This is a genomic window from Reichenbachiella sp., assembly GCF_039941815.1.
GTDB lineage: Bacteria > Bacteroidota > Bacteroidia > Cytophagales > Cyclobacteriaceae > Reichenbachiella.
Window position 1 is genome coordinate 198,297 of record NZ_JBDVDW010000023.1, and the last position, 26,251, is coordinate 224,547.

General features: G+C 42.0%; 24 protein-coding genes. 13 read left to right on the forward strand and 11 right to left on the reverse strand.

The genetic code is table 11. The features are described from left to right. Nucleotides 1-4 precede the first annotated feature (4 nt). Together ABJF11_RS04090 and ABJF11_RS04095 are read right to left on the reverse strand one after the other, a co-directional pair. A complete protein-coding gene (locus ABJF11_RS04090; protein ID WP_348118234.1) occupies nucleotides 5-895 on the reverse strand; it encodes an NTP transferase domain-containing protein in 891 nt (296 codons plus the stop codon). Nucleotides 896-935: 40 nt separating this feature from the next. Further along, complete coding sequence (locus ABJF11_RS04095; protein WP_348118378.1) at nucleotides 936-2,030, reverse strand: amidohydrolase family protein; 1,095 nt, start codon at nucleotides 2,028-2,030, stop codon at nucleotides 936-938. A 107-nt stretch (nucleotides 2,031-2,137) separates the two neighbouring features. On the opposite strand from ABJF11_RS04095, the gene ABJF11_RS04100 reads away from it, so the two are divergent. The 3 genes from ABJF11_RS04100 to ABJF11_RS04110 are packed head-to-tail and all read left to right on the forward strand — an operon-like array spanning nucleotide 2,138 to nucleotide 3,443. After that, nucleotides 2,138-2,488 (forward strand): hypothetical protein, encoded by a 351-nt coding sequence (locus ABJF11_RS04100; protein WP_348118236.1) that lies wholly within the window; start codon nucleotides 2,138-2,140, stop codon nucleotides 2,486-2,488. Nucleotides 2,489-2,506: 18 nt separating this feature from the next. Continuing rightward, nucleotides 2,507-3,172, forward strand: a complete 666-nt coding sequence (deoC, locus tag ABJF11_RS04105; protein WP_348118237.1) for a deoxyribose-phosphate aldolase — start codon at nucleotides 2,507-2,509, stop codon at nucleotides 3,170-3,172. Then, nucleotides 3,165-3,443 carry an acylphosphatase gene (locus ABJF11_RS04110; protein WP_348118238.1) on the forward strand — a complete coding sequence of 93 codons (279 nt, stop codon included), beginning with the start codon at nucleotides 3,165-3,167 and terminating at the stop codon, nucleotides 3,441-3,443. The genes deoC and ABJF11_RS04110 overlap by 8 nt, the downstream gene beginning before the upstream one ends. Before the next feature lie 12 nt (nucleotides 3,444-3,455). Here the strand turns inward: ABJF11_RS04110 and ABJF11_RS04115 are convergent, their stop codons facing one another. After that, complete coding sequence (locus ABJF11_RS04115) at nucleotides 3,456-4,007, reverse strand: hypothetical protein (RefSeq protein ID WP_348118240.1); 552 nt, start codon at nucleotides 4,005-4,007, stop codon at nucleotides 3,456-3,458. Nucleotides 4,008-4,343: 336 nt separating this feature from the next. Here ABJF11_RS04115 and ABJF11_RS04120 point away from each other — a divergent pair, with 336 nt between their 5' ends. After that, nucleotides 4,344-7,601 carry a carboxypeptidase regulatory-like domain-containing protein gene (locus ABJF11_RS04120; RefSeq protein ID WP_348118241.1) on the forward strand — a complete coding sequence of 1,086 codons (3,258 nt, stop codon included), beginning with the start codon at nucleotides 4,344-4,346 and terminating at the stop codon, nucleotides 7,599-7,601. Nucleotides 7,602-7,662: 61 nt separating this feature from the next. Here the strand turns inward: ABJF11_RS04120 and ABJF11_RS04125 are convergent, their stop codons facing one another. After that, nucleotides 7,663-7,992 (reverse strand): PLP-dependent transferase, encoded by a 330-nt coding sequence (locus ABJF11_RS04125; RefSeq protein WP_348118381.1) that lies wholly within the window; start codon nucleotides 7,990-7,992, stop codon nucleotides 7,663-7,665. A 138-nt stretch (nucleotides 7,993-8,130) separates the two neighbouring features. Between ABJF11_RS04125 and ABJF11_RS04130 the strand changes: the two genes are divergently transcribed. After that, nucleotides 8,131-9,720 carry an amidase gene (locus tag ABJF11_RS04130; RefSeq protein WP_348118242.1) on the forward strand — a complete coding sequence of 530 codons (1,590 nt, stop codon included), beginning with the start codon at nucleotides 8,131-8,133 and terminating at the stop codon, nucleotides 9,718-9,720. 3 nt (nucleotides 9,721-9,723) lie between these two features. Here ABJF11_RS04130 and ABJF11_RS04135 read toward each other — a convergent pair whose 3' ends face one another. Beyond that, entirely contained in the window at nucleotides 9,724-10,296 is a 573-nt protein-coding gene (locus ABJF11_RS04135; protein WP_348118243.1) for a DUF1572 family protein, read from the reverse strand. 293 nt (nucleotides 10,297-10,589) lie between these two features. On the opposite strand from ABJF11_RS04135, the gene ABJF11_RS04140 reads away from it, so the two are divergent. The 3 genes from ABJF11_RS04140 (at nucleotide 10,590) to ABJF11_RS04150 (ending at nucleotide 12,115) form a co-directional block, all read left to right on the forward strand. Next, a complete protein-coding gene (locus ABJF11_RS04140; RefSeq protein WP_348118245.1) occupies nucleotides 10,590-11,198 on the forward strand; it encodes a hypothetical protein in 609 nt (202 codons plus the stop codon). Between the two features lie 22 nt (nucleotides 11,199-11,220). Continuing rightward, the gene (locus ABJF11_RS04145; RefSeq protein WP_348118246.1) at nucleotides 11,221-11,583 is read left to right on the forward strand and encodes a response regulator; all 363 of its coding nucleotides are present in this window, start codon (nucleotides 11,221-11,223) and stop codon (nucleotides 11,581-11,583) included. A gap of 166 nt (nucleotides 11,584-11,749) precedes the next feature. Further along, nucleotides 11,750-12,115, forward strand: coding sequence for a hypothetical protein (locus tag ABJF11_RS04150; protein WP_348118247.1), 366 nt, complete (start codon nucleotides 11,750-11,752; stop codon nucleotides 12,113-12,115). 2 nt (nucleotides 12,116-12,117) lie between these two features. Here ABJF11_RS04150 and ABJF11_RS04155 read toward each other — a convergent pair whose 3' ends face one another. The 3 genes from ABJF11_RS04155 to rpe all read right to left on the reverse strand — a co-directional run bounded on the left by ABJF11_RS04155 (nucleotide 12,118) and on the right by rpe (nucleotide 15,368). Then, entirely contained in the window at nucleotides 12,118-12,822 is a 705-nt protein-coding gene (locus ABJF11_RS04155) for a hypothetical protein (protein WP_348118248.1), read from the reverse strand. 76 nt (nucleotides 12,823-12,898) lie between these two features. After that, nucleotides 12,899-14,581 carry a glutamine--tRNA ligase/YqeY domain fusion protein gene (locus tag ABJF11_RS04160; protein ID WP_348118249.1) on the reverse strand — a complete coding sequence of 561 codons (1,683 nt, stop codon included), beginning with the start codon at nucleotides 14,579-14,581 and terminating at the stop codon, nucleotides 12,899-12,901. Between the two features lie 127 nt (nucleotides 14,582-14,708). Beyond that, complete coding sequence (gene rpe, locus ABJF11_RS04165; protein ID WP_348118250.1) at nucleotides 14,709-15,368, reverse strand: ribulose-phosphate 3-epimerase; 660 nt, start codon at nucleotides 15,366-15,368, stop codon at nucleotides 14,709-14,711. A 183-nt stretch (nucleotides 15,369-15,551) separates the two neighbouring features. On the opposite strand from rpe, the gene ABJF11_RS04170 reads away from it, so the two are divergent. Both ABJF11_RS04170 and ABJF11_RS04175 read left to right on the forward strand, forming a co-directional pair. Beyond that, complete coding sequence (locus tag ABJF11_RS04170; protein WP_348118251.1) at nucleotides 15,552-16,700, forward strand: hypothetical protein; 1,149 nt, start codon at nucleotides 15,552-15,554, stop codon at nucleotides 16,698-16,700. A gap of 11 nt (nucleotides 16,701-16,711) precedes the next feature. Then, nucleotides 16,712-17,260: a DUF2911 domain-containing protein gene (locus ABJF11_RS04175; protein WP_348118252.1), complete on the forward strand. Its 549-nt coding sequence runs from the start codon at nucleotides 16,712-16,714 to the stop codon at nucleotides 17,258-17,260. 9 nt (nucleotides 17,261-17,269) lie between these two features. Here ABJF11_RS04175 and ABJF11_RS04180 read toward each other — a convergent pair whose 3' ends face one another. From ABJF11_RS04180 to ABJF11_RS04190, 3 genes are all read right to left on the reverse strand, one after another. Next, a complete protein-coding gene (locus ABJF11_RS04180) occupies nucleotides 17,270-18,571 on the reverse strand; it encodes a hypothetical protein (protein ID WP_348118253.1) in 1,302 nt (433 codons plus the stop codon). A gap of 132 nt (nucleotides 18,572-18,703) precedes the next feature. Further along, nucleotides 18,704-21,106: an ABC transporter permease gene (locus tag ABJF11_RS04185; protein ID WP_348118254.1), complete on the reverse strand. Its 2,403-nt coding sequence runs from the start codon at nucleotides 21,104-21,106 to the stop codon at nucleotides 18,704-18,706. A 515-nt stretch (nucleotides 21,107-21,621) separates the two neighbouring features. After that, nucleotides 21,622-22,335 (reverse strand): DNA alkylation repair protein, encoded by a 714-nt coding sequence (locus ABJF11_RS04190; protein WP_348118255.1) that lies wholly within the window; start codon nucleotides 22,333-22,335, stop codon nucleotides 21,622-21,624. A gap of 64 nt (nucleotides 22,336-22,399) precedes the next feature. Here ABJF11_RS04190 and ABJF11_RS04195 point away from each other — a divergent pair, with 64 nt between their 5' ends. From ABJF11_RS04195 to ABJF11_RS04205, 3 genes are all read left to right on the forward strand, one after another. Further along, the gene (locus tag ABJF11_RS04195; RefSeq protein WP_348118256.1) at nucleotides 22,400-23,242 is read left to right on the forward strand and encodes a peptidylprolyl isomerase; all 843 of its coding nucleotides are present in this window, start codon (nucleotides 22,400-22,402) and stop codon (nucleotides 23,240-23,242) included. A 1-nt stretch (nucleotide 23,243) separates the two neighbouring features. Continuing rightward, nucleotides 23,244-23,729 carry a YchJ family protein gene (locus tag ABJF11_RS04200; RefSeq protein WP_348118257.1) on the forward strand — a complete coding sequence of 162 codons (486 nt, stop codon included), beginning with the start codon at nucleotides 23,244-23,246 and terminating at the stop codon, nucleotides 23,727-23,729. Nucleotides 23,730-23,844: 115 nt separating this feature from the next. Beyond that, the gene (locus tag ABJF11_RS04205; RefSeq protein WP_348118259.1) at nucleotides 23,845-26,166 is read left to right on the forward strand and encodes a DNA topoisomerase 3; all 2,322 of its coding nucleotides are present in this window, start codon (nucleotides 23,845-23,847) and stop codon (nucleotides 26,164-26,166) included. The last annotated feature ends 85 nt before the right edge of the window (nucleotides 26,167-26,251 follow it).

Sequence of the window (26,251 nt, forward strand, 5' to 3'; positions counted from 1 at the left end):
GATGTTAAGACCAAAGTGGGCTAGGGTATCTGTTTTCAGCTACATATTTCTGAATGGACTGAGCAGCAAATGCTGCATCCTCTTTATAGGTAACACCAAACCACTTTGCGGCAGAGTGAAGGATGGAAACGCGAATCATTCCTTTTTTAATCATCTGGTCTATAACAGTAGGGATCTGATATTCGTCTTTTGTCAAATCATTTGTAGAAGAAAGGAACTTGTCGAACTGAACTTTTAATTCATCAAATAAATTGTTTTGAAAGCCCCAAAAGTTCATGGAAGCGAGACCTTTTGTGATAGCTTGACCTTGTTCGTCATATATAACGCCATCACGATCATGTATACCATGTGTCTCAGTGATTGAAGTTAGAAAACCGCTTTCGTCACCAATAGAAATACCTCTCGATACGGTACCATTGGTAGATAGCGTATTAAATAGTTCGTAGCCCACCATGCTATAATCCGTCATTTCTGTATGTGACTTGAGAAATTGAGCCATGGTAGAGAAAGCCTCCTTGCCGTAATAGTCATCAGCATTAATCATGGCGAAGTTGCCTTTGATCAGTTCAGAGGCACTCATTATAGCGTGTGCCGTACCCCACGGTTTGAGTCTGGCAGCCTGAATTTCCTCAGGAATCATTTTGACGTATTCGTCTTGGTAGGCGTAATTGATTTTTTCCTTTACATCAGAGGACATTTTATCGACCAAGTCCATAGTGTCCTTTTCAACTTCTCTGTTGATGACCAGTACGATCTGGTCAAAGCCGCTATCAAGAGCATCATAGATGCTGTATTCCATAATGGTTTCTCCATGGGGCCCCATAGGAGTGACCTGCTTGGCTCCGCCAAATCTGCTGCCTCTACCTGCAGCCAGAATAAGTAAAGATGGATTCATTAATATACTTTTGGATTAGACAATTTCCCGCAAGATACAATTACTCAGGAAATAAAGAACGGTCGATGTTGGGAATCACCTGAAGTGCGTTTTTGTAGTACAGTTTTCTGAGTACTTCATCAGTCAGATCCAGTCCATACATTTTCCAAAAGGCATGATATTTTTTATAATATGGAAAGTATTCATCGGCAGATTCCAGCACTCGAAAATAGGTGTAGTACTGCTCCTTGTTATATGAGTCCTTGCCAAACATGACCCGATCCTGATATTTGGTTAGAAATGCCTTGGCAGCTCTGGGCTGTCTACCCAGCTCAGCGATCACAGCTCCAATCTCTGAGTACATATTAGGATAGCGATCCATCAATTCGCCCAGAGTTTTTAGATCGTTGGCATACCAGCCCAAATGTGCATTGATGAATTTGGTGCCTGGGTGTTTTTCAAAAATATGATGTTGCTCCGCAATGATTTGTTCCCAGGGAGCCGGGTTATTAGCATCTCTTTTTCTACCCGGCCGAACCTTCAACTCCAACCAGCGTTCATTGTTTTCGTCATGAGTGTCCCAGAAAGGTTTTGGATCAGCTGAATGGATCAATACAGGAATTCCTAATTCACCACATTTGGCCCATATCGGATCAAGTCGTGGATCATCAACAGCGATTCGATTGCCACTACTATCAGTGTGCCGAAGCCCGAGGCTCTTATATATCTTGAGACCATTGGCTCCTGCTCTTACGTCGCTTTCCAACTGTGCCACCGTATTGGCGGACCACAAAGGATCATCTATGTTATCCAATGAAATATTCGTGAAGATGATGAATCTGGCAGGAGCATTGTTTTTCACATTGTTCATTACGCCGTTAAAATGTTCATCACTTCCACGACCCCTACCACTCAAATTTACCATCACGGCCATATTCAAATCATTCATATCGTTGATCAACGGAGCTAAGTCCTGAGTATTCATACCAAACTGATGATTGTGCACGTCTATAAATGGGTACTTAGCTCGAGTGATTGGATGCTCAGGCACCACCAGAGTAGAAGGCGGATCATAGGTTTCAAAATCCATGGTTTGAGCCTGAGTCTGATCTATTGAAGTCAAACAGGTTAATAGTAGTAGTGCGAGTATTCTCATATTATTCATTTATTCAAGGATTAGTTCACTTGTAAACCAAAAAACGACAGGAGAGTTGCGCAATAATAGAGTTAATTTACGTTAGTTTGTAAAATTATTTAGAACCTATGCGATTTCTTATTTTACTCTTATTTGGGTTGTTTTTCACTCTAATCTCCACAGAGACTCAGGCACAGACCTCAAGAGAATCTGAGACTAAACCAGTGCCTTCGAGCACAACTCAAACATTTTCTAAGAAGAAAAAGGGATCTAAAAAAGCCTATAACAAGAATTATGATCAGGGTATCAAGGATTATGAGAACCTGATGAAGGCAAATAAGAAGAAGTACAAGAAAATGGAGAAGGGCATGGAAAAGCCGCAGTATTCAGACCCCTCCTATTTCGGGCATAAAAAGCCACCCAAAAAGAGACCCAAGAACAAAAGGAAATTTTGTAAGGAATGTGGAATCGTCCACTAGCTTCACTATCTTTAATAGGTGAATAATAACCCTCCCAATTCCTATATTGAGCATACCAATTTAAAACCAGCCCTTTGTGATCGAGATATCGATCAGTTGATTACGGAGGCTAAATCATATAATTTCTTAGGAATTTGCGTGCCACCTTTTTGGGTAAAAAAGGCTAGCCGTGATATCGCTGATACCGCCATTCAGCTGGTCACCGTTATTGGATTTCCGCTAGGATATCATCGCACCGAGACTAAAATCAAAGAAATCGAATTGGCATTGGCCGATGGAGCGGATGAGGTGGATATGGTCGCCAATATATCCGCTTTTAAATCCGGAATGAACTGGCCAAAAATAGAAATGGCCAAGTGTGCGAAGTTGGCCCACGAGCATTCTAAAATACTAAAAGTCATTGTGGAAACTGCACTGCTCACCTCAGATGAGTTGGCTGAACTATCGAAAATCGTTTCAGATTCGGGAGCAGATTTTATCAAGACCTCTACAGGATTTGCCACCAGAGGAGCAAGTGTAGATGATATCAGAATTATGAAACGCAATATATCGTCAGATGTAGGTATCAAGGCGTCAGGTGGAATAAAAACGCTTGCAGAGCTTCGTGCGATGGTGGAGGCTGGAGCAGATCGTATTGGGACTTCATCTGGTCCCTCTATCATGAAAGAGCTTGAAAATGAATGAAGTAATCGGGCGGTCAATAATCGTCACAGGCGACGTACAAGGAGTATTTTATCGAGCTTCTACGAAAGAGCAAGCCTGGAGCCTTAAATTAAACGGTTGGGTAAAAAATCTCATAAGCGGACAGGTACAAATCGAGGTGTTTGGCTCTGAGCCTCAGGTAACGGCACTAATCGATTGGTGTAAGTCGGGACCACCAATGGCCAACGTCACTGCAGTTCAGATTGCAGAAATACCTGTACGATTAGAAAATAGTTTTAATATTATCTATTGATTGGGGAATTGCTTAGGAAGCCTTTAGTAATCTTTTTTCCTTGAGAAAGACTTGTTTTATGCCGTTTCTCTTCAGAATCTTAATTTCGAAATAATCATTGATTAATCCCTTGATCGAGTTGCGTACGAATGTAAGATTCTTCTTGGCATCATTGAAAACAGTGAGCTGTAAAATACCTTTGATAATTGAAGGATTCTCAGTCAGATCATTGATCCAGACACTGAATGCCTCTTGCCAATCTTCTTTGTACTTCTGCTCGTGAGACTTGCCATCCCAGATTATTTCAAGCTGATTGTCACCATATTTGTATCTATAGGCCACGCATAGATTTTCGTAAATGCCACCCAATTCACGGTCGTTCTCATTTTGATAATCCAGTATCTGTTGGAAAGTATCATCCACCAGTCCGAGTGGATTGAAATACAGACTGTATTTCTGAATGGTAACTTCTACCAGTTTTCTGGCAAGAATATCAAAGATTTGATCCTGCGCAGCTTTCAGAAGTGAGTTTTTATCTTTCTCAAAGCTCTTTAAAAATCCAGAAGGGTCTAATATATCGTTCAACGTACTTTATCAACAAGTTATTCACAAAAGTATGCAGGAAATGCGGTATTTGAAACCTCCTTAGAGAAAATCAATCTTCAAATTCACAATTAATAGTTCTTCGAGATGCCAATTTAGGAGAGTATTAATCAATAAGGTGGAATGTTAATGATTTGATAATAAAATTAGATTTAGTCAGGAACTATTGATTTGCTAAACTTGCAGAGAAAACCAACAATGGTATGCGAGCCTAATAAATTAAATTGACGAACGTACCATATTACTTAATAAATAAACTATTTTTAATGAGTATCTCAATACTCAGAAAAACCCATTATTAACTAATTAATTCTCATTATGAAGCAGAAAATTTTACTTTCTAGCGTACTCATGGTTGTCAGCTTACTATTTGGTAGCATGATGTCCATGGCACAAGGTGTAACTACCTCCGGAATGAACGGAAAAGTAGTAGACAACACTGGAGCCGAACTTCCTGGTGCTACTATTATTGCCATCCACGTTCCGACAGGTTCGAAGTATGGAAATATCACGGACCTGAACGGCTTCTATAGAATCCCAAATATGAAGGTAGGTGGACCGTACACGGTTACGGTGTCGTTCGTAGGATTTGAAAACTACGTTCAAAATGGCGTATATCTAACACTCGGTCAAACTTTTAAACTGGATGCTACTCTCTCTTCAGGAGCTACAGAATTGGAGGAAGTAGTAGTGACAGCAGGTGATGGAAAGGTTTTCGATGGAAACAGAACTGGAGCTTCTACTTACATAGGAAGCGATATGATTTCTAAAATGCCAGCAGCATCTCGTTCAATCCGAGATTTTGCACGTCTGACTCCTCAAGCTCAAATTACTGAAGGCGATGACGGTTTCTCTATTTCTATTGCCGGACAAAACAACAGATACAATGCTATCTATATTGATGGCGCTGTAAACAATGATGTCTTTGGATTGGCAGGTTCTGGCACCAACGGTGGTCAAACTGGAGTGAATCCTTTCTCAGTTGATGCAATTGAGCAGTTCCAGGTGGCGGTTGCTCCTTTTGATGTAAGGATATCTGGATTTTCTGGAGGTGCCATTAGTGCGATCACCAGATCTGGTAGCAACGAAGTAGAAGGTTCTGCTTACTACTTTGTAAGAAATGAGTCTCTGGCAGGAAAGACGCCTAAAGATCTTAGAGTAAACGATGAAAGAGAAAAATTAGCGGAATTTTCGGCAAAGACTTACGGACTAAGAATCGGGGGGCCAATTATTAAGGACAAAGCATTTTTCTTTGTAAACTACGAAAGACAAGATGACGAAATTCCTCAACCTTTCAACATTTCCAATTATACAGGTAATTCAAATGCTTCTGATTTGGCCTCGCTTCGTACGTTTGTCAATAACCAATACAACTACGATATCGGCGACTATGCTAACACCACACGTACCCTTGTGAGTGATAAAATTACTGCGAAGTTCGATTTTAATTTAGGAGATGACCACAAGCTAGTCCTCAAGCACAGTTATGTAGGAGCAGAGAATCTCGAAGCTAGAAATTCTGGAAATAGAAACGTAGGCTTCCTCAATGGTTCAGAAGAATTCATTACCACGACCAATTCGTCGACTATAGAATTGAGTTCGTCCTTAGGAACTAATTTTGCCAACAAATTAATTCTTGGTTATACCTCGGTAAGAGATGATAGAGATCCAAAAGGAGATCCATTCCCATCAGTATACATCGCAGATGGGTTGAGTACAAGTTCTGGCGATGGCGAAGGATTGACATTCGGTGCAGAACCGTTTTCGACAGCCAACTTGTTGAATCAGGATGTGTTCACATTGACAAATAATTTTGACATTTTCAAAGGGAATCATACCATCACTGTAGGGATGCACCATGAGTACTCAAAAACTAAAAACTTGTTTCAGGCCTTCAACTATGGTCAGTATGAGTATCTGACAGTTGCAGATTTTATCGCTGATGCAAATCCTAATATTTACCAAAGAGGATATTCTCTCATTTCTGGTGCTGTTGGCGATGAATCAGATGGAGCAGCTGAGTTTAGCATGTATCAATTGGGACTTTATGTGCAGGATGAATACAATGTGACGAACGATCTGAAATTGACCGCAGGTATAAGGGTGGATTTACCATTCTGGGCTGAGAGCGATGCCAACAATGATTTCAATACTCGAACGATTCCACTACTGGAAGCGGCAGGAAAAGATCTCGAAGGTGCCGAGGTCGGTAAGAAGGTGAAAACCAAACCACACTTCTCTCCAAGATTTGGGTTCAATTGGAATGTTAACGGTGAAAGCGATCTGCAAGTAAGAGGCGGTATTGGAGTATTTACCTCTAGAGTGCCATTGGTTTGGCCAGGTGGTACTTACAACAACAATGGGGTAAACAATGGGTTCTTGTTTCTGGGATCATGGTTTGCAACGACTCCTACATTCGAACGAAACGTAAATAATCAGTCTGTTGGAGCTGCTCCAGGTTCAGGAGCAAACGAAGGTAATATTGACTTGTTTGCACCTGATTTCAAACTGCCAAGTGTAATGAAAATAAATATTGCTCTGGATAAGAAATTACCAATATGGGGATTGCTTGGATCTGTAGAAGTGATGTACAACAAAAACATCAATGCGATTTACTATCAAAACCTGAATATTGGTGATCCAGTAGGCACATTAACAGGAGCCGACAATAGAGCTCGATACTCCAGAACATCAATTGATGGGTCCTACGGTAGAATTATGTTTGCTTCTAACACTTCTGAGGGATACTCTTGGAATACAGCATTCACCGTCACCAAACCTACTGAAAACGGATTTAGTGGATCGTTCTCTTATTCATATGGAGATTCAAGAACTACATTCGAAGGAACTTCTTCTCAGAATAGCTCACAATGGAGAAACCATCAGACAGTAAATGGTAAGAATGGAAATATTCCTACTACCAGGTCTGATTTCTCTCAAGGACACAGATTCCAGATGAATATGTCCTATACTAAAAACTGGACGGACAATTTGAAAACGACAGTAGGTGTATACTACGAAGTGAATCAGGACGTACCCCTCACTTATGTATACAGAGAAGGAAGTGACTTGCTTGGAGATGACTCAAGAGACAACGCACTCATTTTTGTACCTGCTTCCAGATCTCAAATCAATTTGGTGGATGCCAATGGTTTGACTGCAGATCAGCAATGGACTGCGCTCAACAACTTCATTGAGAATAATGATTACCTGAGTCAAAGAAGAGGTCGGTACGTGGAGCGTAACGGAGATAGAGGCCCATGGCAGCACACGCTTGATTTGAAATTTATCCAGGAGATTGCACTTGACAAGAATAGATTGCAGTTTTCATTGGATATCTTCAATTTCGCCAACTTGATCAACAAAGATTGGGGACAGCGCAAATTCAACAACTTCGGAGAGGTGGCATTGATCGAGACTCAAGGTGTGACCGACAATGGTGACGGTACCTTTACTCCTTCATTCAGCTTCGATCCTACCTTGTTTGAAAATGGAATCGAAACAGTTGATGATTCTGGCATCCAGAGTTCAAGATGGCAGATGCAATTGGGTATAAGATATATATTTGGAAAGTAGGTTTAAAGTCAATAAAAAAACCTTCCTGAGTCATCAGGAAGGTTTTTTTATGCCCGTAGTTTTACTTGGCAGTGACCAAGGCCTGATCTAAGTCTGCCAGGATATCGTCTATAGGCTCGATCCCAATACATAATCTTACCAAGTCTTCAGTTACACCTGTCTGTTTTTGCTCCTCTGGAGTCATTTGAGAGGTGGACGCAGGATGACAAGTCAAAGACTTAGAATCACCAATGTTGATCAATCTTTTGAAAACTTCTAGTGCATCATAGAACTTATCAGTTTTTGCGAGTCCTCCTTTGATACCAAATGATAGCAGCGATGCAGGCTTGCCATCACAATACTTTTGAGCCAGCTTATGATTAGTGCTGGATGTCAGTCCTCCATACCTAATTCAATCTACCATTAAAACATAAAAAAGGTTTGGTCATAAAAGTGAATTGTTAATTCTGACTAAATAATTGTAAACTTGTTAATATTAGAATTAGATTTTTCAAATATTCCTAAACCTGAACGGAAAGAATTTATCATTATGAAAAAGCTCAACCAATTATTCTTAATACTCATTTATGTATTAGCCGGATGCCAAGAACCTTCTCAAAACCAGGTAGATACAGCCTTTGATCTGGAAGAAAGCACCATTGCAGACTTGCAAGTAATGATGAATGACGGGACATATTCGGCTGTGCAGATCTGTCAGATGTACTTGGATAGAATAAAGAGCCTTGACGAGGGAGAAGATGGACTAAACTCCGTGATAGAACTCAACCCTGATGCGTTAGAAATAGCTGCTGCACTCGATAAGGAGCGTGCTGAGGGCAAGCTCAGAGGACCTCTTCATGGAATTCCAATTATGATCAAAGACAATATCAATACTGGAGATCAAATGGAAACAACTGCTGGCTCGATGGCCTTGGTGGGTAGTGATGTTCAGGAAGACGCATTCATAGTGACAAAACTAAGAGAAGCAGGCGCTGTACTACTGGGGAAGACTAATCTCAGCGAATGGGCTAATTTCAGATCAGAACGCTCATCCAGTGGATGGAGTGGGAGAGGACGACAGACCAGAAATCCATACGTGTTGGATAGAAACCCATGTGGGTCCAGTTCGGGGTCGGGAGTGGCGGCTTCGGCAAATTTATGTGCACTCACGATTGGCACGGAGACCAATGGATCGATCGTATGTCCATCCTCTCTAAATGGTATCGTTGGAATCAAACCCACGGTAGGGCTTTGGAGCAGGTCAGGAATAATACCAATCTCAAAAACACAAGATACTGCAGGACCTATGGCCAGATCAGTAGCGGATGCTGCTACGCTGCTGGGTGCACTTACAGGTGTAGATTCCAGAGACGAAAGCACTCAGGATACTGCAGCAGTGGTCTATAGTGACTACACGCAATTTTTGGATGCTGATGGGCTAAAAGGAAAGAGAATCGGAATATTCAGAGGACCAATGGGCATGCACGAAGGGGTAGATGCTGTCATGGAAGCATCCTTTGAGGCGATGCGAGAGGCAGGAGCCATACTGATAGATTCTATACAGTTGGGTGAGATGCACTACCTGGGCAATGCCGAATACGAACTTTTGCTGTATGAATTTAAAGACGGACTAAATGCCTATCTGGCTGATTTGAGAGAAGATTTTCCTTACAAAACATTAGATGACCTCATCGCTTTTAATAACGCCAATAGCCAAACAGAAATGACTTACTTCCAACAGGAAATATTTGTGTTGGCTCAAAGTAAAGGAGATCTCAACGATCAGGCTTATAAAGAGGCACTCGAGCTTTGCTTAAAAATCTCCAGAACTGATGGTATTGATAAAGCTATTGCTGAAAATAACCTGGACGCCATCGTGGCACCCACCGGAGATCCAGCATGGGTGACGGACAAAATCAATGGTGACAATTATCGGATTTCCAGCTCCTCCATGCCAGCTATGGCTGGCTATCCAAGTATTACTGTTCCGGCAGGTGATATTCACGGCCTGCCCGTAGGTATATCGTTTTTCTCAACCGCCTACAAAGAGGCCGAGCTCATACCGATAGCTTACGGATTTGAGCAAAAGACCAAAGCGAGGATAGTTCCACAGTTTAAGACCACTTTGACGCTACCTTAGGTGTCAAAGTTTTTTGTTGGGCAGAAAATCTTTGGTGAAGTGTGCTCTCTCTTTCTCTTTGGAGAACATCTCCTTGTTGTAGCTGGAGGATTGGCCCCGGGGAATTGATAAGGAATTCCAGCGGTCGTCCTGAATCATTTTTCCAATAAAAACGATTTGACCAACATGATAGGAGTAGTGAGACAATTGTCTGTTGATAGCCTCCACTACCGTATGCCCTTGGTTTCTGATGTAGACGATTTTTTCCAGATCATCCGCTTTTAATTGTTCCAGCGTGTCCATCAGACAATTCCAGCCTTTGTCCCAAGCCTTAGCCAAATCATCCACATCGAGCTGCTCCGATTCGAATTCATGATCACGGTTTCTCCATTCTTTTTCTCCATCCGAATTTAGAAAATGTGTCCATCTCGAAAGCATATTTGAAGAAAGATGCTTCACAAGCATTACTATACTGTTGCTTTCATCATTGTATTGCCAAGACAATGATTCTTTTGGCAGTTGGCTAATCGTTTTCCAGCCTAGTTCGCGATTGTACATGAACTGTTTTTTAATGCTTGATATATAGTTTTCTTTCATGATTTTCAAATTACTCTATTGGTTCAATACTAAATACTGATTGCAGTAAGCAAAAGTTATAGGAAAAAGTACTAATCTTCTAGGTATAAAATTTAAGTAAAATCACTAATTGTGGGCAATTTAGGGTTTACGTAATTTTGGCGGCAGATAATCAGGAACATTGACATTAAAAGGGTTTTATCTTTTGATGTCTGCAAGAGACCTTTTATTTTTAGAAGTGCGATAATCTTAAGTCAGCATCTGACCATATTGATCAGCGCACTGCAAAACACCAAAACCAAAATGGTAACCCTATGATTGAAAAATTTACTGAGCAGGAAATGGCAGTGGCTGTCGAAATGATCAACAGAGGCCTTGATCGAGCAGCAGTTTCTCTTAAAATGATTCTCAACAGTGCCATAGAAGTGACGGATATCGATTTTGAGATTGCTGTTCTAAACAACGAACCTCAGTATTCTAGCAAAAAGGATGATAAGATTCACATATTGCGAACAGAACTGGCAGGAGAATTGAAAGGAATATGCCATTTGATATTCACCAGCGACGAAGTAGAAAAAATATATTCAAAGTGCCTACCGGATAGCGTAGCTAAAGGAGACAATTCTGATTCTCAAATTATGAGGCTCGAATTGTTAAAAGAGATAGATAATATCATGGCAGCTTCAGTGATTACAGAATTTGCTAACAGTCTTGAGGTGGGAATTTATGGAAATGTGCCATCTTTGCATGTCATGGAGGCAAGCGAGGTGAATAAGTACATTCATGCAGAATCCGTAACTTTAAGTCCTCTAATTCAGTTTAGTTCTGTGTTTCATACAGATGACATTGACATTAAGTCGGATTTTATCTGGCTGCTGGAAGAGGAGTTTATTATGAAAATTAAAAACTTAGCATTAAAATAATAACTATATAAATAGTAAAATAATGGGCAAAAAAGTATTAGTCGTTGATGATTCAGCTTACATGCGTACTTTGATCAAAGATACGCTCACAGAGGCAGGTTATGAGATCGTTGGCGAGGCACCTAATGGCGAAACAGCTATTGATTTGGCGCTGGAGCTAAATCCTGACCTGATAACACTGGATAATATACTTCCGGATATGATCGGAACGGATATCTTAAAGGTATTCAAAAGCCAAAACCTTGCTGCGAAAGTAGTCATGGTTAGTGCTGTAGGACAGCAGTCTGTCATCAATGAAGGTATTGAGCTAGGCGCGGCCGATTATATAGTGAAACCATTCACAGGAGATGATCTCATAGAGGTTGTCAATCGTATAGTTGGCTAAATAGGAAAGCTTTGAAAAAGTCTAAAACCATTCCAAATCTGGAATGGTTTTTTTATGCTCTTCGTAGTCAGTAGGCAAAACTCCTAAAATTGAGATTCAGTTTTTTTACTCTTGATTTTGATTTCCATTCTTCGTTTCATTGCAATCTATTTTTGGCAGCTGGGTTATGGAGAACGAAATATTGATTGGAAGTAATAGCGACCTTATTGTTCAGAGTATTACAAGGGAGCTACAAGAGATTAGCAGTACGGTATACATTAGAATCATAGGTGATTTGGATGATGTTACTTCATTGCACGATGGTCAGTTAGTGATTGTCGATTTATCCGTCTACACCCCTGGTATCATAGATAGAATAGAAGTTTTCAAGCGAAAATTCCCATTCATCGAACTTATTGCAGTCACTTATACCAATGACGAGTTGATAGATCAAATGCTTGTGCAACGTGGTATAGATCAGGTGGCGAGCAAAGAAGAACTCCCCGGTATGGTCAAGCAGTATCTTTTTCCAAGGTTACAATCCATTGGATAGGATTATAGCGACCAATAATAAAGAGCCAATTTCTTCAAATCTTCTTCTTTCTTAAATTTTAACTTTTCATTTTTCACATACCTCTTCAATTCATCTACATCAGAGTCGAATTGTTCGAGGGTTTTAGATTTGAAGTTTTCAATCAAAATACCTTTTTGACTGTTGAAAATCAGGAATTCCTTTTTTTCTATGTATGTGGTGTCTTTGGTTCCGGCATCTACAGTGGCGTTATAAGAAGGCATAATCGTCTCGATGCCCCGGTAGCGCACGAGTCGGTTCTCCTCATCCTCCAGTATTATTTCATAAAATCCTTTTCTCCCATAGCTCCTTCCAAGTTCAGAAACATTGATCAGTTTGATTTTTGAATCGCCATCAGAAAACTCTATTTGCTTGATCATATTTGGCGCCGCCACATGAATCTTATCCCTGTGGGAGACAAGCAAAACCTGTTCTCTATAATCATACATGATAGGCACATCATTGCATGAGGCATCATTACTAAGAAGAAGGGTAGATTTCACAAACTCTGCAGGAAAGCATTGGCTAGCTCTGGCCTGAACTTCAGAGGGAGTTAATTCAGTTTCCCGAGATTGATTCCCTACACCATAGCTCAACACTTTGATCCATTCGTCAATGGCTTGATTCTCTTGTGCCAGGATCTGGCTAGAGCTAAAAAGGAGTATACAAAGGCTTATTATAGTTCTCATGGTAAGGAGTCTTCGATTGGATTTCGACTATTAATATAATCAAAATCCAGAGACACAAACATAGAAAACTTATAACTTACTTGTTTTGCTTAGCCCAGGTGTCACGAAGCGATACTGTTCGGTTTATTCTAGGTTTATCAGTACTAGAGTCCTTGTCTATGATAAAGTAGCCCAGTCTTTCAAATTGAAACTGCGTATTAGGGGCCATATCCCCGACTGATGGTTCCACCATAGCATGAGACATCGTCGTGAGAGAAGTCGGGTTTAGATGGTTTTTGAAGTCATCTTCAATATCATTAAGGTTTTCTGTGGTAAAGAGTCGGTCGTACAATCTGACTTCAGCGTTCACTGCATGATCTGCCGACACCCAGCCCAGCGTACCTTTTACTTTTTTGCCTGATGTGTCGTGCCCGCTTTTCGTTTCGGGATCATATTCGGCATAGATTTCTTCGATTTCACCAGCGTCATTCTTTTTGAAACCTGTGCATTTTATAATGTAAGCGTACTTTAGACGTACCTCACGCTCAGGTCCCATTCGGAAAAATTTCTTCGGTGGATCCTCCATGAAATCATCACGCTCAATAAAGACCTCACGGCCAAAAGGAATTTGACGCTTTCCAGCCGACTCATCCTCGGGATTATTTACCGCAGGGAGCATTTCGGTTTGCCCTTCCGGGTAATTGGTAATGATCAACTTGATGGGATTCAGCACACCGAGTACACGGTTCGCCTTCTTGTTGAGATCTTCTCTCACACTGTGCTCTAGTAGAGCAACGTCGCTCACTCCATCTCTCTTCGCTACGCCTATTTTGTGTGCAAAGTTTCTAATGGCTTCAGCTGTATAGCCCCTTCTCCTGATAGCCGCCAATGTTGGCATTCTTGGATCATCCCAGCCGTCTACATGCCCACCTTCTACTAGTTCCTTGAGCTTTCTCTTGCTTACTATTGTGTAGCTCAGGTTTAGCCGTGCAAACTCGGTTTGCTTAGACGGATATAAATCCAACGCATCAATAAACCAATCGTACAACGGCCTATGCGACGCAAATTCCAAGGTACAAAGTGAGTGAGTGATTTTTTCTAAAGCATCGGATTGTCCATGAGCGAAATCATAGGTAGGATAGATCGACCACTGATTCCCAGTCCGATGATGGGTCGCTTTTTTTACACGATAGATCACTGGGTCTCTCATTTGCATGATGGGAGACGCCATGTCAATCTTGGCCCGCAACACACGCACACCTTCCTCAACTTCGCCATTTTTCATCGCTTCAAATAGCGATAGGTTTTCTTCAATACTACGCGCTCTAAAAGCACTCAGTTTACCTGGTGACGTAGGACTTCCACGCTCTTCGCTGATTTTTTCTGCAGAGTTATCATCTATATAAGCCTTGCCATCTTTGATGAGCTGTACAGCAAAATTGTATAGGTCACCAAAATAATCAGAGGCATATAGTTCATTGTCCCACTCAAAACCGAGCCATTTAATATCTTCTTTTATTGAATGGATATATTCCACGTCCTCCTTTTCAGGATTGGTGTCATCAAATCTCAGATTGCATTTTCCATTATATTTCTGTGCGAGCCCGAAGTTGAGACAAATGGATTTGGCATGACCGATGTGTAGATAGCCATTTGGATGAGGTGGAAAACGTGTATGTACTTGACCATCATGTTTGCCTTCAGCAAGATCTTTTTCAATCATTTGCTCAATAAAATTGAGCTGAGGTCTGTCCTCCTTTATTTCTTTCTCAGTACTCATACTAATAAATTTTGGAATGCAATTTTAGTCAATATTTATCATCGAAATTGCGTGCTGATTCGAATTGTTTTTACACCTTAATTGGTAGGGGCCATCACAGGCCAGAATATTAGCGATTGAGTCTGCCCTACAGATCCTTCATCTGCTGAATCGTCGCTATTGGGTCTTCAGTGTTGAAGATACCCGACCCCGATACCACTACATCAGTTCCTGCGTCGATGACAGACTTTAGATTGTCTAGTTTAACCCCACCGTCGATCTCAATGAAAATATGCTCGAGGTTTCGTTCTTTTAGTGTTGCCTTCAGTTTGGCGATTTTTTCTATACAAGATCCAATCAGCTTTTGGCCACCAAATCCAGGGTTTACTGACATGATAAGTACAAAGTCTAAGTCCGGAAGAATTTCGTCGATGCTGCTCAGAGGAGTATGTGGATTCAATACCACGCCAGCTTTTTTTCCAAGTTCTTTGATCAGTTGAATCGTGCGATGTAAATGTGGGCAAGTCTCAACATGTACACTAATCCAGTCGGCACCGGCTTTGGCAAAATCAGGAATGTATTGATCAGGATTCTCTATCATTAAATGCACATCTATAGGTAATTTGGTGCATTTTCGGATGTCTTTTAGTACCAAAGGACCAATGGTGAGGTTCGGCACAAAATGTCCATCCATGACATCATAATGAATTACCTCCGCGCCGCCTTTTTCTACCATTTCGATATCTGCACCCAGGCGTGAAAAATCTGCTGAAAGTAGGGAAGGGGCTATTTTGACTGAATTGGGCATGCGACTTTTTTTCTTGCAAATATAAGATTCAAGTGCATAAGATGCTTCCGCTACTGAGGATATTATTTGAGCATATAACTGCGATACCCTTATGATTGATATTGAATGGAAATGAATGAGTTTGAATGGCTTGGACAAGCTGATGGAATTAGTATTGAGTATCAAAAATCAAAAAATCAAGAGATGAAGAAACTATTCACAATTGTATGCCTGATAGTATCGGGGTACTTAGAAGCGCAGGTTGTCCCGTTCGATTCCTCCGCATGGACGTTCGATGGCAACGGTGTAATTCCTGAATACTACGAAGGAGAATCAGCTTTGTACTTAAAGGCTTCTGGGGCAGAATTGAGTGCCGCTGATTTTCTGAATGGAGTCATAGAGTTTGACATGTATCTCAAAGACCTATGGACCTTCTCAGGTTTTTATTTCCGTGTGGCTGACGCCAACAATTTTGAAGAGCTATATTTCAGGCCTCACCGCCGAGGCAAACCAGATGCCTATCAATACTGCCCGAGAATCAATGGCAAGGCCAGTTGGCAATTGTATCATGATCAGCATAGAGGAGTGTATACTGGAAACCCTGAGTTCTATCCGCAAGAAAACCATCACGGCTACAACGGGAAAATTGATCTACCCCTCGATCGTTGGATGCATGTAAAAGTGGTTGTCTCAGGAAACCAGGCCGAGCTGTTTATTGACAACGAGGAAGAACCCAGTTTTTTCATCCACGAACTGAAAGGCCCAAAGGTCAAAGGTGCAGTAGGTATTTACACCGGATGGGGAGGAGTGCACTTTGCCAACTTTTCTGTGATCAGTAATGACAACCAGCAATTATCTAAAACTTCCAAAGTTGAGTTTGCACCGTTGGAGGACAGAATCATGTCGTGGCAAGTGTCTGGTGTCATAGAAGAGATCAAACTCGTGCCCACCGTGATGGACCCTGAAGTGACTAATGGCTTGAAGTGGACAAAGCTTGCCAGTGAAGAGTCCGGTGTGACCAATCTCTCTAGAGTGGCGGCTGTTCAAGGTAAGAAGAATACAGTCATTGCCAAGATTGAGATCAATGCTGAGCAAGACATAATAAAGGCACTGACCCTTGGATATAGCGACCGACTTGCAGTCTACTGCAACGGGCAAAAAATCTATGCAGGTACTAATGGCTACCGAACGAGAGATTTCAGGTATCTCGGTACAATCGGCCTGTTCGATGAGGTGTATCTGCCACTTAAGAAGGGAAAAAATGTAATCTATTGTGCCGTTTCTGAAAGTTTTGGCGGATGGGGAATCATGGGTCAAATCGATAGGGAAGGCATTAAAATAAAAGGAGAATAAATATAAAAAGTATGAAAACACGAAGAAGAATATTAGGTATTGCATTGATCCTGACTTGTATGTTGGGAGCAAACAGTAAGGCTCAGGAAATTAGGGCACTTGATGATAGCCCGCTTGATCTTGCTGTCTTTCGGCCAGATGGCAGAGGTACAGTCCCAGCCGCTAGGATCATCTATAGCCGCCCTTTGAAAAAGGGCAGAACAATGCTTGGCGAAAAAGTACCTTATGGTAAAGTCTGGAGGCTGGGCGCCAATCAATCCACCGAGATCAATCTCTATCGAGACATGACCTTTGGAGGTAAAAAGCTCAAAGCGGGAAACTATACAGTGTATGCTATTCCGAATAAAGAGGCATGGACGATTCTTTTCAATTCCAATCTTTACACCTGGGGAGCCTTCGAATATGATCAGTCCAAAAATGTATTGGAAGTCAGTGTGCCAGTCCGGAAATCGAGTCAGTCCAGGGAGTCCTTCGGTATGGCATTCGACGGAAAAGATGGTAAGGGCAATCTGCTAATGGCCTGGGAGGACATAGAAGTGGTGATTCCACTGACCTATTAGCCAGCAGTCTTATTTTGATTGGGAGGAAAGTGATCCGGTTGTGGCGCTTTCCTCTACTTCGTAATAGCTCTCGTCAAATTCCCAGGTTGTGTTGCCGTTGGACAGTCTCAGATAGTCGATCTCTCCGGCACCATCAAATTGATAACTGATACCCACCAGGTGACCGGGATCCATTTTGAAGCTGGCAGTATAAATAGGCTGACCCGCCAAATCGATAGATAAACGATTGTCAGTGGCACTTACATTGATTTTCTGCCAATCTTGCAGAGATACACCAAATGCAGAAAGGTCGTTGCTCTTGCCAGAAATAAAATTATCCATCACGATAAGGTTGGCCTCACCGACACAGCCTGGAATAACCAATGGAATCAGAAAGACTCCTTCGCTAAAATGAAGGACTACCTTGGCATATTTACAGGCAGAAACCCTATTGGCCATTGCATATCGAATCGCTGTTTCAAACTCAAAATCGCTACCCAAGATGTTTTCTTCTCGCTTATAATAGTGAAAGCTGACCGGTTTGTAATGCCGGCCTAAATGCTTGAGCCCATTTTCAGACAGGCGCAGATGATTAGTTTTGATCAAATCCTTGTCGGATAAATACACGGGCAGCGGTTCGGTATTGATGGTAGCTTGCCAGCCCTGAGTCTCAATATATACATCCGCTTCTTTGAGCACGATCTCGTCAGCGACAAACTTAGATCGGAAGTAGCCGGGATAGTAATAGACTGAGGTGGCCTTTTTTTGATCGGTGGTCACAGGTATTCTTTTGGTTCGATCCCAGGATTGCTGAATTACACATTCTTCTGCGGACAAGCCAGAAGCATCAAAGGAGAAGATCACTGTATTTGGTAATCCAAAGGAAGAGTATTTAGCTTCAAATTTCAGATTTTCGCCTAGTTGTGGGCTGGTAGTGATATTTGAGGTAATGATATACCAGCTACCAAAGCTTACCAAAATCACTAAAACGAGCGAAAGTGCGAACCTTCTTGATCGTACCATATCAGAAGATATTATAGATTTGGACGTAGCAGACTTCACATTTTCCTTTGCTCTTTTGAATGCTGACCAGCTTGAGTAATCCAGAAAATTGACCAGGGCATCCAAGGTGCTTATGCTTGGCCTATTATCGTATTTCACCTTGCCCCATACTCGTTTCAAAGTAGTGTGACTTAGGTTAACTCCGGTTTTTTTGAATATAGCATGACTAAGCTCCTCAAATTCTTGATTCTCCCATTGAGCCGATGGGCCCCAATTCAAAACACTTTCGATTTCAATTTTACAATATTCTAGAGCAGCGTCTTGGTTCACAGAGTAGAAGTTTAGTTGATAGATAGAGTATACTGACCACGCAAAAAAGGGTTGTCTGAATTATGTAAATGGCAAAAAGCACCCCGACTCCTCGGGGTACTTCACTCATTATACCAAACTATGCTATTTTCTTTATTCGTATTTCAATACAGTCGATGGATTAGCTGAGGCCGCTTTCAAGGATTGAAAGCTTATTGTAATTAACGCAATTACCAACGTACTCAAACCAGCGATGATAAAAATCAATGGATCAATCCCAATTCTAAATGCAAAATTGTCGAGCCAGCTGTTGATGGACAGATAAGCAAGCGGACAAGCGATGATGAACGAGACAGCGATTAGTTTGGTGAAATCTTTTGACAGCAAGAAAATCACTTGGGGAATAGTGCTACCCAATACTTTTCTGACCGCTATTTCTTTCTTGCGCTGCTCCGCAGTGAAAGAAGCGAGCGCAAATAAGCCCAAGCATGCTACTATAATAGCCAGGCCTGAGAATAAGCTAGCCACCTTGCTCAGTTTGTCTTCATCTTTGTAAAGCGTGTTCAATTCATCCTCCAGGAAGAAGTAATCGAAAGGTCGACCAGGGGCAAAATGATTCCATTTGCCCTCGATAAACGAAAGCGTTTCCTTTACATTTTCTGTATCTAGTTTTATAGCCAGATATTTTATTAGCAGATTGAAACTTCCAGGATTGTTGCGCAGTTGGATGACCAGAGGTTCAATATTTCTATGCTTGGAAGCAAAATTAAAATCTTCGACCACCCCAATGATTTTGCCAGGGCGTTGATTGTAGCTATACTGCTTGCCTACCGCCTCATCATCTTTCCAGTCCATCCTCCGGCACATGGCCTGATTGATTACAATCGCTGCGGTATCGTCAGACAAGATGTTTTCTTTGAACGGTCTGCCCTGCACTATATTCAACCCGAAAGTTTTGAAGAAATCATGTTTGGCCCAAAAAACAGAGAAGAGCATGGAGCGCTCCATACCTTCGAATCGAAAATTATCCCCTTGGTGTCTGGCCCCCAACGCATCCACCACAGCCGTCATGTTTTTGACGTCGTTGTGTCGCAGAATTTCATTTTTGAATGCCTTATATTTTTGTGCAATTGGTGTGCGAAGCGCAGATACATAGAGCACCTGCTCCTTGTCAAAGCCAGTATCACTCTGCCTCAGGAAATCCAGCTGACTGGTGGCTACAGAAGTACCTATGATCATAATGATCGAGATAGAAAACTGCAGTATTACCAGCATCTGCCGAAGATGATTGCCTTTTCCTTTTTGCTCCCCTTTTAATCCTTTGATTGGAGAGAACGAGCTCAACACAAAGGCCGGATAGATACCTGCACCGATACCTATGAGCAGCACGACACCCAACAACCCCAATAGGATTTGTGGTTGGAGCAGCATCATGAAGCCTATAGTCTTCTCAGTAAAGGCATTGAAAGATGGGAGTATGATCCAGAATAATATTAGAGACACGCCGACCGCTATCCCTGTGATGATGATTGACTCCATTAAAAACTGCGCAACAAGAAATCTTTTCTTACTGCCTAGTGTTTTTCTGATGCCTACCTCTTTTGACCTTTTAGCAGACTTGGCAGTAGACAAATTCATATAGTTGAAGCAGGCAATGAATAAAATCAGCCCGCCAATAATAGAGAATACATACACATTGTTTTCGCTACTATTAGGTTGGATTTCAAACTCAAGGTCAGATTTTAGGTGGATGTCCGTCAGCGGCTGCAATTTTAATACAATGTCCCCGTGGAGAAATTCGGGAAAAAACTTTAGAATGAAATCAGGGAAAAAAACCTCCAGATCTTTCGGCTCGCTACTCTCGTTGAGAACCAAATATGTCCAGCACGGATTCCAATACCAGGTACGCGGCAGATTCCCATTGAAACTCTGCCGCACGGTAGCCATAGACCCAATAAAATCAAATTGGAAATGAGTATTGTGAGGGGTGTCCGCCAGAATTCCTTTGACAATGAGGTCACGCTCCGCCTGGAATCGCAATATCTTTCCCATGGGGTCTTGATTGCCAAAGTACTTTTTGGCCATGGACTCGGTGATCAACAAAGCATTGGGTTCGTCCAGAGCCGTTTCTTTGTCTCCTTTTACCAACTCAAAATCGAAAACATCGAAAAAGGTAGAATCTGCGAAGAAGATTCTTGTTTCGTTGAAAGTCTTATTCGTTTCCTTGTTCTCCAACATGAGCGAAGGAGATTGATAGTCGAACAAGCGAACTTGCTTCTCCACAATAGATGGAAACTCAGATCGGAGCGTCGGACCTACTGGAAAGGGCAAACTAGAAGATCGCTCTCCGGCATTTTCGTCCACCATGAATTCATTGATGCGATAGATACGATCCGCCTTGGAGTGCATCCGATCATAACTCAGCTCGTCACTGATGTAGATCATAATGAGCAGACAGCAGGTAATCCCTAAAGCAAGTCCTAGAATGTTGATCGCACTATAAAATTTGTCTCTGAGCAGGCTCCGGAAAGCAACAAGGAAGTAGTTTTTGATCATTACGGCGTAGTTTGAGTTTGGTGTAAATGTGAACGATTCATTTTCAAAAGTTATACCTGTTTTATATGAATGGTCGATTATGAAGGTCGGAAAGAAGATATCAGGTCCTAAAATCATAATAGCAGTGGAAAGGGGCTTGCAAAAAACCTGGCTTGGACGGTTTTTACCAGCTCGTCAAGGAATCTGAACCAACTGGAGAGGACATTAAATAGCAGGAGAAATACGAGTTATAATAGTTAGGTATTTGTACCTAAATATTTAGAAAAATCTAGGTAAATAGGCCTAGAGAGAATTATGGTACCAATGCCTATTGAATCCAAAGCCCCGTTGTTCTAGCTTTATTTTTATAATTTTTTTCAACATTATGTTGCTGTAATTAGGAGAAGCGCGTCTTTGCAAATCCCGAATAAGCCCCCATGGTGGAATTGAACCTACTACCAAAGGACTTTGCCAATCCGACCTGATAGGCGCAAATATTGCGCTTTTCCTTTTTTCTATTCTTTGGATGGGCCGATCTATATTGGCCTATATTGATCTCTCGGGTAATCCTGGATGCTGACCGTTGGAGAAGATAGTTTGCGGATGGCGTCCTTCGCAATCCAGCGAGCAGTCGCTGAATCAATTCGTAGTATTTCTTCAGCAGTTGCCAAAGCCAACTTATTTAAATCTTTATTCCTTTTGCCTATGGTTCTCAGAGCCCAATTGACAGCCTTTTTTACAAAATTTCGGTCATCAATCGCTCCTTCAATCAAAAGTGGAAACATGCGAATAAAATCTTCATTGGGTGCTTTTTTCTGTCCAAAATGATGACCTACCATCAGCACGAATCCAGCTCTTTTTTGAAATTCCTCCTCACACAATACATATTCAAAAATTTTGTCATAGCCATTTAGACTCTGGCCTATAAAGCTCATGCAGAAAGAATCACAGAGCTCCCAGCTATTAAAAGCTGACACCCACCGTTCAATTAGCTCAGGAGTAATTGATTTGGGATTGAAGAGCTTCGAACAGAGAATTTGTGCCTCATACACACCAGAACCAAACAATTCCAAGGCCAGCTTGTCGTCTTTTTTTATCTCCTTGGCTAGCGCCTTAAGGTCTTTGATATAGATGCCCAGGCTATTGTCTACCCGTATGGCATACTTTTCATCCTTGAATGTAACTATTTCCGGATCTGCCAATTCACGAAGAACCGTCAGAACGCTTGGTGCATCATGGTACTTTATCATAGACATTCAAATTAAAACAAAATGATGTTCTCACATCAAGATTGCTTTTTATTAGTTTTGAAAAATGAATACAGCCGTCAAAACAAGTGCGCTTGCCTTCCTTGGTCTATTCGTATGGACTTGCAGCAAAAAAACCGAGTCGTCAGAACCGCCGCAGGAAAAGAGAGCCGTAGTAGAAATGGTAACAGACCATGGGACGATGATCATAGAATTGTACAATGAGACCCCGTTACATCGCGACAATTTTCTAAAACTAGCAAGGACCGGAGCTTATGATAGTCTGCTTTTTCACAGAGTCATCGAAGACTTCATGATCCAGGGAGGTGATCCCGATAGCCGAATCGCAAAACCTAATGAAGAGCTCAGCGAAGGAGACGTGCCGTACACAATAGATGAAGAAATTAATCCTTCCTTATTCCATAAAAAGGGAGCGCTCGGAGCTGCACGAGACGGAAATCCTAAACGCGCCTCTAGCGGCATGCAGTTTTATATTGTGCATCGTGGAGTGCAGACCGATAGCCTGATAGATATTGCAGAGGGGCGTATCAATGGATGGCTTGCCAATCACTACTCAAAAAATGATTCGGCAAATCGCGAATTGCTTAATGCCTATCTGGAAGCGGAAGCAAAAGAAGATACTCTGATTTATGCCCTTCTCGGTGACAGCCTCAATGCATTGGCAAAAGATTACAATGATTTTGAGAAATATACGATCCCTGAGGCACATAGAGCAATCTATAAGACACTTGGAGGTACACCTCATTTGGATCAAAACTATACGGTCTTCGGACAAGTTGTGAAGGGTCTCGATGTGATAGACGCCATAGCCACGGTACCTACGGATCAATCTGATCGACCAGAAAAGGACGTTCGAATTCTATCGGTGAAGGTGTTAGATCAGAATTAATATGAAACCGGCCAATTGTCCATGCGGTTCTGGTAAGCCTTTGAAGGGCTGCTGCGAACCAATCATCAAATCTCAATCTGCGCCTACTGCACTTACATTGATGCGCTCGAGGTATGTCGCCTATTGTATTGGCAAAGCTGACTATTTGTATGAAACCACGCATAGTAGCAATCGTGCAGATTACAAGATCGATGAGATTGAAAAATGGTCTCAGGAAAATCAGTGGAATAAGCTACAGATCATAAGCGCTGAACATGGAAGCACGTTCGATACACGAGGCATAGTAGAATTCAAAGCACATTTCACAGACCAAAAAGGCAAAGAGCACGTGCACCACGAGCGATCCTCCTTTCTAAAGGAAGACGGCCAATGGTACTATCTGGAAGGTAAAATCAACCCAGAGGCAGTAGACTTTCTGAAAAAGATTACCAGAAATGATCCGTGCCCTTGTGGGAGCGGAAAGAAGTATAAAAAGTGTTGCGGGTAGATATGTACAACTTGCTGTTTTTAGTTCGGTATAGACAATTAAAATACATGAGGTTGAAGCGTTTGAAATTCAGTAGAATTACTCCATTAGTCCCTAAAATTCTTTAATTATCGGCATGAAAGTTTGTATAGCAGAGAAGCCAAGTGTAGCCAGAGAAATAGCTCAAGTGATCGGAGCCACCGAGAGAAAGGACGGCTACTTCGAAGGCAATGGCTATCAGGTGACGTGGACTTTCGGACACTTCTGCACGCTCTTGCCTCCGGAAGACTACAAACCGCACTGGAAACGATGGGATCTCAACACCCTACCGATGCTGCCCGAACGATTCGAAACCAAGATCATGGATGATGGTGGGGTGCAAAAACAGTTTAAGGTTATCAAACAGCTTCTCGATCGTGCAGAGTTGGTGATCAACTGCGGTGATGCCGGGCAGGAAGGAGAGCTCATCCAACGTTGGGTCATTAAGGCGGCCAAGTACGAAGGCAAAGTCCTTCGTCTCTGGATTTCATCATTGACGACAGAGGCTATCAAAATAGGATTTGATCAGCTAAAGCCAGCGGAGGATTTTGACAATTTGTACTATGCAGGAAGCTCCAGAGCTATTGGCGACTGGCTACTGGGCATGAATGCCACCCGACTTTATACTTTGAAGTACGGTGGATTCAAACAAGTGCTCTCGATTGGGAGAGTGCAAACACCGACGTTGGCCATGCTGGTTCAGCGCCATCTGGAAATTGAAAATTTTGAACCGAAGCCATATTGGGAGCTTCAAACACTCTATCGTGACACCAAGTTTAATCACACGGAGGGTAAGTTTTTCACAAAAGAGGATGGTGAGAAGTTGCTAACTCAAGTGATAAACAACGATCTTTTTATCACCGCAGTCGAGAAGAAGGAAGGAAAAGAATATGCACCAAAGCTCTTTGATCTGACCAGCTTGCAGGTGTTTTGCAACAATAAATTTGGGTTCACCGCAGAGGCTACGCTCAAACTCGTACAAAGCCTTTATGAAATGAAAGTAGTGTCCTACCCACGGGTAGACACCACCTTTTTGCCAAACGATATGTATCCCAAAGTTCCGGGAATTCTAAAGGGGCTATCTGCCTATTCGGAATTCACGACTGCTATTTTGGGAGACAAGATGCGCAAGTCAGCCAAGATATTTAATGACAAAAAAGTAACGGATCACCACGCCATTATTCCTACTGGAGAAGAGAAGTCTTTGAATAGCGATCAGCAGAAAGTCTATGACATCATCGTAAGGCGTTTTATTGCAGTTTTCTATCCTGACTGTCAAGTAGCCAAAACTCAGGTGAATGCGGAGGTAGACAGAGTGAAATTTGTAGCCAAAGGAAAGGAGATACTCGAAGAAGGTTGGCGCATTTTGTTCCCTAAAGAAAAGAACAAAAAAGAAGAGAGCGAGGATGGTGAAAACAAAGAAGAGGAAGAAAGCCTGCTACCTTCTTTTGAGCAAGGCGAAAGTGGACCGCACGAGCCTACATTTATAGAGAAATCTACCAAACCACCTAAGAATTTCACTGAAGCCTCGCTGCTTAGAGCGATGGAGACTGCGGGAAAACAGGTCGAAGACGACGAACTAAGAGACCTCATGAAAGCCAACGGCATCGGACGGCCCTCTACCAGAGCCAACATCATCGAGACCCTCTTCAGACGAAAGTATGCGCAGCGAAGCAAGAAACAGGTATTGCCCTCACCCATGGGTATTCAACTGATCGGTACCATCCAAAATGAACTCCTGAAGTCTGCTGAGCTTACAGGTCAGTGGGAAAAACAACTAAAAGAGATCGAGCAGGGAGAGTTTAGTGCCAAAAATTTCATCATCAATATGAAAAAAATGGTGGATGAGTTGGTCTATGAAGTTCGTATGGAAACCGGCAAGCCGAGATTAGAAACGGCCGTGACCTCCAAAACAAGAAAACAACCAGCCAAGAAGAAAAAAACCAGTTTAGCCGGCACACCATGTCCCAAATGCAAGAAAGGGACCCTTCTAAAAGGACAATCCGCCTATGGCTGTAGTGCATGGAGAGAAGGTTGTGATTTGAGATTGCCTTTCGAATACCTTGACAAGAAATTGACGGAAAGTCAAATCCTAAGACTGGTGGAAAAGAAAGCCACTACAAAAATAAAAGGGTTTGTACTTGATGGACAAAAGGTAGACGGAATCTTAAAACTGACTCCTTCCTTTGCAATTGAATTTGAAAATAAAAGTCCTAAAAATGAATCAAAGGAGACAGCTCCTCCTGTCTGTCCCAAATGCGGCAAAGGACATTTGATCAAAGGAAAAAGTGCCTATGGTTGCAGTGAATGGAAATCAGGATGTGATTTCAGGTTTGCCTTCGATGAAATAAAGGCCAAGGCAGAGGGTAGAAAACTATCGAGAGCGCTGGTGATAGATATTCTAAGCAAGCGCAATTAGATACATTCTTCTTGCTAACTCCTCTACAATTGATAACTTTAGACTTGCGCAAAGCGACTGGCTTGATCTTCTCACACCTACCGAA